The following is a 1295-nucleotide window of genomic DNA, read 5'->3' as shown; positions in this document are numbered from 1 at the left end:
TGTACCGCCCGCAGTTTTTGAGACACCGGATTGAAGCCTACGCGGCGAGGGCCGCGGATGGAAGCAGGTTGTGCCGGACGGCTTTCGGCGTCTGAAATCCGTGCCGGGCTATCAGCCAGGTGGAGTTGTAGCTCTCCCGGAAAGCCAACAGCGCCTGGCGCAACTCCTCGATGGTCTCGAATTGACGCACCCACAGCAGGTTCTCCTTGAGGGTGCGGATGAACCGTTCTGCACAGCCATTCCCTTCAGGAGCCCGCACGAAGGCCGGCGAACTCGCGATCCCAAGGAACCGCAACTCGTCCTGGAATGCTCGCGACATGTATTGGCTGCCATGGTCGCGCCGGACCGACAGGCCTGCAGCAATCCCTTTGCTAAAGCCGCCAAAGTGCTCGCGTACGCCCTGGCGCAGCGGCTCGAGAGCCTCAAAGCGGGGGGCTTGGCGACTGGCATGAATGCCCACGCACTCGGCACTGTGATGATCCACCGCCACGAACACGGCAGCTTGCCCTTCGGCCGTCCAGCCGGTTGTCATATCCGTGCCCCACAGGGTGTCGATGGTCTCCGGAATGATCGTGCCGTCGTGGTTGCGCGGCCCACGCGGCGCCCCCATCCGGGACGGCGCCAGCAGGTCGTGCTCGCGCATCAGCCGCAACACCCGGCGGAGCGAGGTGCGGATGCCCTTCAGGCGCAGGCGGGCCCAAACTTTCCGATGGCCTTCGCCATGGAACGGACTGGCGGCCAGGACGGCACGGATCTCAGTGGTGAGCACTGGATCGGACAGCGGTCCGACCGGGCCGCGGCGCCGCCGGTCCGTCTGCGGGTTGCGATGGCGGTAGACGCTCGCCCGGGCCACGCGCCAGATCCGGCAGACACGGGCCAAGCCATAGGGCTGGCCGCTGCTCGGCGAGAGGGCCCGGCTCATCGCCTCGACCTCCTCTGAGCTAAAGGGCGGCCGCCCTCCAGAAGGGCAATCTTGGCCTCCAGCAGTTCCCGCTCCAGCAGCATCTCGCCGAGCCGGGCCTTGAGCCGCTCAGTCTCCAGCGCCTCGCCGGTGGCCGGCCGGGTGGCGAGACTGGCCTCGCCGGCGGCCAGGAAAGCATCGCGCCAGCCGCTCCGCGTGGCGGCCGTCACGCCCAGGGAGCGGGAGACCGTGTCCAGATCCTCACCGCGCAGCAGCCGCAGAACCGCCTCGCGTTTGCGATGGCGCGACATGCGCCCACCGCGGCCCGGACCGGCCGCATCCTTCATCGTCTCTGTCATCGTCATCACCCTTCTGCGGATCCCGTCCGCTTATA

Annotated in this window: 1 pseudogene; it reads right to left on the bottom strand. The window is 67.6% G+C overall.

Going from position 1 to position 1295, the window contains the following annotated elements:
• Positions 1-37: 37 nt before the first annotated feature.
• A pseudogene (locus KBI52_RS01475) lies at positions 38-1266 on the bottom strand (IS3 family transposase).
• Positions 1267-1295: the final 29 nt, after the last annotated feature.

Source organism: Microvirga sp. HBU67558, assembly GCF_018069605.1.
In the GTDB taxonomy this organism is placed as follows: domain Bacteria; phylum Pseudomonadota; class Alphaproteobacteria; order Rhizobiales; family Beijerinckiaceae; genus Microvirga; species Microvirga terrae.
The sequence above is the reverse complement of the archived record's forward strand: the minus strand, read 5'-3'. Positions and strand labels throughout refer to the sequence as shown.